This window comes from Kitasatospora sp. NPDC043949 (assembly GCF_056435365.1).
Genome location: NZ_JBWKEQ010000105.1, coordinates 1 through 6,523, shown reverse-complemented (window position 1 = coordinate 6,523; position 6,523 = coordinate 1). Strand labels below are relative to the sequence as shown.

5 protein-coding genes are annotated in these 6,523 nt (G+C 72.5%); 1 reads left to right on the top strand and 4 read right to left on the bottom strand.

Going from position 1 to position 6,523, the window contains the following annotated elements:
- Window positions 1-157: 157 nt before the first annotated feature.
- The gene (locus AC07AL_RS38355; RefSeq protein WP_363580898.1) at window positions 158-1,225 is read right to left on the bottom strand and encodes an alpha/beta hydrolase; all 1,068 of its coding nucleotides are present in this window, start codon (window positions 1,223-1,225) and stop codon (window positions 158-160) included.
- Window positions 1,226-1,662: 437 nt separating this feature from the next.
- Here AC07AL_RS38355 and AC07AL_RS38350 point away from each other — a divergent pair, with 437 nt between their 5' ends.
- Window positions 1,663-2,406 (top strand): SDR family oxidoreductase, encoded by a 744-nt coding sequence (locus AC07AL_RS38350; RefSeq protein WP_363580896.1) that lies wholly within the window; start codon window positions 1,663-1,665, stop codon window positions 2,404-2,406.
- Window positions 2,407-2,443: 37 nt separating this feature from the next.
- On the opposite strand, the gene AC07AL_RS38345 is transcribed toward AC07AL_RS38350, so the two are convergent.
- From AC07AL_RS38345 to AC07AL_RS38335, 3 genes are all read right to left on the bottom strand, one after another.
- Complete coding sequence (locus tag AC07AL_RS38345; RefSeq protein WP_400989314.1) at window positions 2,444-4,006, bottom strand: AMP-binding protein; 1,563 nt, start codon at window positions 4,004-4,006, stop codon at window positions 2,444-2,446.
- 55 nt (window positions 4,007-4,061) lie between these two features.
- Entirely contained in the window at window positions 4,062-4,286 is a 225-nt protein-coding gene (locus tag AC07AL_RS38340; protein WP_363580892.1) for a hypothetical protein, read from the bottom strand.
- 148 nt (window positions 4,287-4,434) lie between these two features.
- Window positions 4,435-6,174 (bottom strand): carbohydrate-binding module family 20 domain-containing protein, encoded by a 1,740-nt coding sequence (locus AC07AL_RS38335; RefSeq protein WP_400989312.1) that lies wholly within the window; start codon window positions 6,172-6,174, stop codon window positions 4,435-4,437.
- Window positions 6,175-6,523 lie beyond the last annotated feature (349 nt).

The window sequence follows — 6,523 nt, the reverse complement described above, 5'->3', positions numbered from 1 at the left end:
CCCCCCCCCCCCCCCCCCCCCCCCCCCCCCCCCCCCCCCCCCCCCCCCCCCCCCCCCCCCCCCCCCCCCCCCCCCCCCCCCCCCCCCCCCCCACGGCCTGCGGGTCGTCGTACGGCGCGTCGTGCGGACGGCCGCGCGGGTCGTCGTGCGGCTGGGATCAGTCGGCCTCCGGGCCCGCCAGGTTCTTGGTGAGCCACTGCAGCGTGTCCGGGATCATCTTCTTGAAGTCCGAGGTCAGGTGCTTGCCACCGGGCTGCTCGTAGTACTCCAGCGACGCCGGCGGGGCGGCCTTGGCGACCCAGCCCTTGACCAGCTTGGTCTCGTACGGGTTGGCGCCGCCTGCGGTGACCAGCATCTTCACGTCGGACTTGCCCTGGGCGACCAGCACGTCGGGGTTGTTGGCCTGCCGCTCGGCGTCGTGGCCCTTCCACAGCCCCGAGTCGGGAACGTAGTAGCCGTCGATCGGGACGGCGGCCTTGTAGACGTCCGGGTGCTGGAGGGCGAGCTTGGCGCTGCAGAAGCCGCCGGTGGAGGCGCCCATCACGCCCCAGCCGTCGCGGCCCTTCACGGTGCGGAAGTTGGCGCGGACGAAGTCCGGGAGGTCCTGGGACATCCAGGTGCCCATCTTGGGCTGGCCCGGGATGTCGGAGCAGTCCAGCGCGTTGTGCTCGTCGCTGTTGAAGTTCTGCACCGGCATGATCATGATGAACGGGTGGGACTTGCCCGCCTTGACCAGCTGCTCGTTCTCCTCCTGGATCGGCAGCTGGTTGTCGGTCCAGGTGTTGTAGCCGTTGCTCTGGCCGCCCGCGAAGAGGGTGAGCACCGGGAAACCGGTCTTGGCGAACTTGGGGTCGTTGTACTCGGGCGGCAGCCAGACCCAGACCTTGCCGGAGACGCCGGACTTCGCGCCGGTCACCGTGGTCACCATGATCGGACCGGCGGACGTGTCCCGGGCCTTGCTCAGGGTGGCGGCCGGACCGGTGGGCATCAGCACCTTCCCGGTGGCGGCCGCGGGCTCCGCGGTGGTGGGCGCGGGCGTACCGCCGCCACCGGCGCTGGGCGAACCCCCCGTGGCGCCGGTACCGGTCGCACCCGGGGTGCCGGCCGCCTTGGCGCTGTCCCCCTTCCCGCCACCGGAACTCCCGCAGGCCGCCAGCGAGGCGGCCAGGGCGAGCACGGCGGCGCCGGTCAGGACGGCGCGGGAACGGGACGACTGCCTAAGCACGGTGAGGACTCTCCGACCGATGACACGCCCGGTCCGTCTGACCGGGCTGTGGCCCCCCGGTGGGGCCGGACAGGCCGGGGGCGCGGCGCTGGTGCGGTCCCCGGGGTGGCGGCGCGTCCTCCCTCGCGGTGGCGCGCCTTCCTGCGATCTTATGACGTGGACCGGGGTGGCCCGGTTGCGCGGTGGCCACCGGAAATCCAATGTTTGTTCGCGATCAGGTAAAGGCCTTCACCGCTCCCCCCGGTCGGCGGGGGCCGGACGGCGGGGAGCACGGTCCGAGACCTGTCCGGGGGTGCGAATTTTGGGGCCTTCGACCAGTGACGGCAGCCGCCGCATCCGCAACGATCGGCTCACGCCCCGACCGACCCGCGCCCAGCCTAAGCCGAAGCCGAAGCCCACCAGACCCGAGCAGACCCGAGCAGACCCAGGAGAACTCCATGCCCCAGCAGATCGCCGTCGTCACCGGAGCCGGGAGCGGAGTCGGCCGGGCCGTGGCGGCCGAACTGGCCGCGGCCGGCTGGCGGCTGGTGCTGGCCGGCCGGCGGGCCGAGCCGCTGCGGGAGACCGCCCGCCTGGGCGGCACCCCGACCGCGGTGGTGCCGACCGACGTCACCGACCCGGCGGCGGTGGACGCGCTGTTCGCCGGAGCCGTCGAGCGCTTCGGCCGGGTGGACCTGCTGTTCAACAACGCCGGCACCTTCGGCGCGGCCGTGCCGGTGGAGAACCTGGAGGTCGAGGCCTGGCGGGCGGTGGTCGACCTCAACCTGACCGGGGCGTTCCTCTGCGCCCGGGCCGCGTTCCGGCAGATGAAGGCGCAGGACCCGCAGGGCGGCCGGATCATCAACAACGGCTCGATCTCGGCGCACGTCCCGCGCCCGCACTCGATCGCCTACACCGCGACCAAGCACGCGGTCACGGGGCTGACCAAGTCGCTGTCGCTGGACGGCCGCCCGTACCGGATCGCCTGTGGGCAGATCGACATCGGCAACGCGGCGACCGACATGACCGCCGCGATGACCACCGGGGTGCGGCAGGCGGACGGGCGGATCGCGGTCGAGCCGACCATGGACGTGGCCGACGTGGCCCGCACCGTCCGACACATGGCCGAACTGCCGCTGGAGGCCAACGTGCAGTTCGCCACCGTGATGGCGACCGCCATGCCGTACGTCGGGCGGGGCTAGGGCTGCCTGCCAGAGGTCCGCCGTCGGGCTCCCGCCGTCAGTCCGCCACGGACTCGCGCAGTCGCTTCTTGTCCGGCTTGCCCACCGCCGTCAGCGGGATCGCGGCCACGACGTGCAGGGCCTCCGGCGCGTAGATCCGCCCCTTGTGGGCCGTGACGAACGCGCGGACCTCCTCCAGGTCCGGCCGCTGCCCCGACGCGGCGACGACGGCGACGTGGACGTGCTCCGCCTCCTGCGCGTCGCGCACCCCGAAGACCGCGCACTGCGCGATCGCCGGGTGGGTGAGCAGCAGGTCCTCGACCTCGGACGGGTAGACGTGCCCGCCGACCACGATGATCTTGTCCTTGAGCCGGTCGGCCAGGTAGAGGTAGCCGTCCGCGTCGAAGTAGCCGATGTCGCCGGTGTTCAGCCAGCCGTCGCGCAGCACCTCGGCGGTCAGGTCGGGCCTCTTCCAGTACCCGGCCATGACGGTGTCCGAGCGGACGTGGATCTCGCCCTGCTCCCCCGTGGGCAGCTCGGCGCCGTCGGCGGACCGGATCACCACCTCGATGCCCGGGAGGGGTCGGCCGACCGCGATCTGGCCGCCGTGCCCGACCCGGTCGTGCTCGTGCGGGGCGAGCATGCAGATGTTCTGCGCCTCCGACTGCCCGTAGCCGCTCCACAGGACCGGCCCGAACACCTTGAGCGCCTCGCGCACCCGGGTGGGCGAGGCCGCGCAGCCGCCGTACGAGACCCGGCGCAGGCTGGACAGGTCGGTGCGGCCGATCGCCGGGTGGTCGAGCAGCTGGTAGAGCAGCGGCGGCAGCACCCACAGGTCGGTGATGCGTTCGCGCTCGATCGCGGCCAGCACGTCTCCGGGGTCGAAGGAGCGCTGGAGGACCACCGTACCGCCGTTGTGGAGCGTCAGGTCGGAGAAGAGCCCGGCGAGGTGGGCGAGCGAGGTGGCGGCGAGGAAGCGGGGCGCGTCGCTCTCCATGCGGCCGGGGGTGTCGAAGACCTTCCGGTAGGCGCCGTGCAGGCTGCGGATGCCCTTCGGGATTCCGGTGGTCCCGCCGGTGTGCCGGATGCCCCAGTCGTCGTCCGGGCCGACCCGGACGGCCGGCGGCTCGGCGGGCCGGTGGGCGGCGGCGGCGATCACGTCCTCGCCGATCGCATCCGGTCCGGGGCCGAGACGGAGGACGGTCGGCACGTCGATCAGGGGCAGCAACTCGGCGGCCACCGGGTACCGTTCGGCGTCGACGAGCAGGACGGCGGTGTCGACGCTCGTCGCGATCTCGGCCAGGGTCGAAGCGCTCATGCCGTCGTAGAGGTTCACCACCCGCGCACCCGCGAGGCCTGCCGCGTAACGGGCGCTCAGCGCCTCGGCGGTGTTGCCGGCGAGCAGGGTCACGGTGTCGCCGCGCACCACGCCCCGGGCGACGAGCTCGTGGGCGAGGCGGTAGGTGGCGGCGGCGAAGTCGCCGGCGGTGAGTTCGACGCCGTCGGCGGTGGCGATGGCCCGTCGGTCGGGGTCGGCGGCGAGGGACTGAAGAATCAGGGCGGGAGCGCTGACGAACTCCGGTTCGTTCACGGCCACTTCTTCCTCGCGGTTCGCAACCATGTCCCCACCCTAACCCAACCCCATTTCCAGGGCCGGGAGTTATACCCGATGGCGATCACTCGTCGTGCGAGTGGCGGTAGCGGAGCGAGCCGGCGCGGTCGCCGTCCAGCCGGTAGACGCTGGTGGTCGGCCAGTACTCGCCGCTCTCCGCGGCGGGCAGGCGGGCCCGGAGCAGCATCCGCAGTGCGGGCGGCGGGGCGGCGGCGTTGACGCGCTTGCGGTGGCCGTCCCAGCGGCCGCCGCACAGTTCGAGGTCGAGGACGAGGGGGGTGGTTCTCATCCCGCGATCGTGTCAGCGCCGCCTCGCCGGCCGAGGTTTGAACCGGCACGGCCACCCGCACGAGGGACCCCCGTCAGGCCAGGCTGACGGGGGTCCAGGGGCGGCCCGAGGGCGGCCCGGAGGTGTCACGGGCGCGCCGCCCGGGGCCCTACGGCCGCCAGGTGTCGTTCAGGGCGACCAGGCCCGAGGCCGGCGCGGTCGCCGTCCGGTTGGCCCCGGACTCCCAGGTCACCGCGCCGCTCGCGTCCTTGCGGACGTACTTGTACTGGAAGGCCGCGCCGGCCGGCAGCGCGAGCGACAGCGACCAGACCGGGTAGCCGGCCGAGGAGAGCGGCAGCGCCTTGGCCGGGTCCCAGCCGCCGAGCGCGGCGACGTCGCCGACCACGTAGACGTTCTGGCCGTTGACGGTGGTCGCGTTGACGTTGAACGAGGCGCCGGAGGTGCTGGCCGCCCCGCCCGGGACGTACAGCGCGATCGCGTCGCCCGCGCCGACCGTCGCGGTGAACTGCCCGTTGGCGCCCACCTGGTAGGTCGGGCCGGTGCAGCCGCCGCCCGGCTGCGGGTCGCCGTGCTGGACGTCGCAGTAGGTGCCGGCCGCGAGCCCGGTCTGGAAGGTCCGGGTGATCGGGCCGCTCTCGTGGTTGAGCGCGACGTAGCCCTTGTTGCCTCGGCCGAAGGCGATCGCGTTGTTGCCGTTGGACCACCAGTTGGTCACGCCGGTGCCCGCGACGGCGTTGCGGAAGCCGACCATGTTGGCGATCTGTCGCCAGGCGTGGGTGCAGTTCCAGCCGTCCTGGTAGCAGGCGTTGACGGTGCCGCCGTTGGGCGGGCCGTCGTCGTTGTTGGTGAAGGCGTAGCCGGAGTAGACGTTGGGCGCGCCGTACGGCGAGGCGAGCAGGAAGACGTTGGCCAGCGTGTAGGTGTTGCCGTAGGTGTAGTTGAGGGTGGAGCCGTTGCGCTCGGTGTCCCAGTTGTCGATGAAGGAGCGCGCCTGCCCGCTCGGCAGGTACCCCCAGGAGGCGCCCCAGCCGGACAGGTTGGCGAGCTTGTCGCTGGTGAACATCCGCTTGAGGTCGGTGCCGACGCGGAACTCGTCGATGTCGCCGGTGCCGGTGTACTCGGTGGGCTGGACCGGCTCGCCGGCGCCGTAGATGACCTCCTGCACCCAGTAGGCCTTGGGGTTGGCCGTCTTCGCCTTGATCGCGGCGAGGTCGCCGGCGGCGATGTGCTTGGCGGCGTCGATCCGGTAGCCGTCGACGCCGAGGGAGCCCAGGTCGTCCAGGTAGCGGGCGATGGTCTGCTGGACGTACGCGCTGCCGGTGTCGAGGTCCGCGAGGTTGACCAGCTCGCAGTTCTGCACGTTGGAGCGGTCCTGGTAGTTGGTGATCGGCTGGCGGCAGGAGTGGAAGTCCTGGTCCTGGTAGGTGCCGGGGTAGGTGTACTTGGTGTACGCGGTGCCGCCGGTGCCGGTGCCGGAGCCGGCCGTCATGTGGTTGACGACGGCGTCGGCGATGACCTTGACCCCGGCGGCGTGGCAGGTGTCGACCATGTTCTTGAAGGACGTCCGGTCGCCGAGCCGCCCGGCGATCCGGTAGCTGACGGGCTGGTAGGAGGTCCACCACTGCGGGCCCTGGATGTGCTCCTGGGGCGGCGAGACCTCGACGAAGCCGTAGCCCTTCGGGCCGAGCGTCGAGGTGCAGGCCTGGGCGACCGAGTCGAAGCGCCACTCGAAGAGGGTGGCGGTGACGTCCTTGCCGTTGTTGGCGGGTGGGGCGGCCTGGGCGGCGGGGGCGCCGAGGGAGGTGGCGAGCGAGAGCGCCAGGGCCGCCGAGGCGGCGAGGGCGCCGGCCGCGCGGGCGGTCCGGCGGGTGGGGGCGGTGGTGACCACGTCGTCTCCTGGGGGGTGGCTGGGGTGGGGGCAGCCGGGGATGAGCTGTGCAGGAAGAGCTATGCAGGAAGTTTCTGTAACTTGCCGGAAACTTGCAGCGCTGAACCTAGGGCCGCCGGGAGAGAGCGTCAAGGGCCTGGGAGGAACGTTTCTGCACCATCTGGGCCCGGACGCACGACAAGGGCCCGGCAGCCGTAGCCGCCGGGCCCCTCACCTGTCCTGGTTCACCGGGCCCGCGGGGGCCCGGTCCGGACTCAGCCGGTCTGGATGGAGGTGTCGTCGATCACGAAGCTCGTCTGCAGCGAGGCGTCCTCGGTGCCGGTGAACTTCAGGGTGACCGTCTGGCCCG

Bases quoted from the DNA above. Each gene is read 5' to 3' on its own strand.
- AC07AL_RS38340 (WP_363580892.1), bottom strand. From the start codon at position 4,286: ATGAGAACCACCCCCCTCGTCCTCGACCTCGAACTGTGCGGCGGCCGC.
- AC07AL_RS38345 (WP_400989314.1), bottom strand. From the start codon at position 4,006: ATGGTTGCGAACCGCGAGGAAGAAGTGGCCGTGAACGAACCGGAGTTC.
- AC07AL_RS38350 (WP_363580896.1), top strand. From the start codon at position 1,663: ATGCCCCAGCAGATCGCCGTCGTCACCGGAGCCGGGAGCGGAGTCGGC.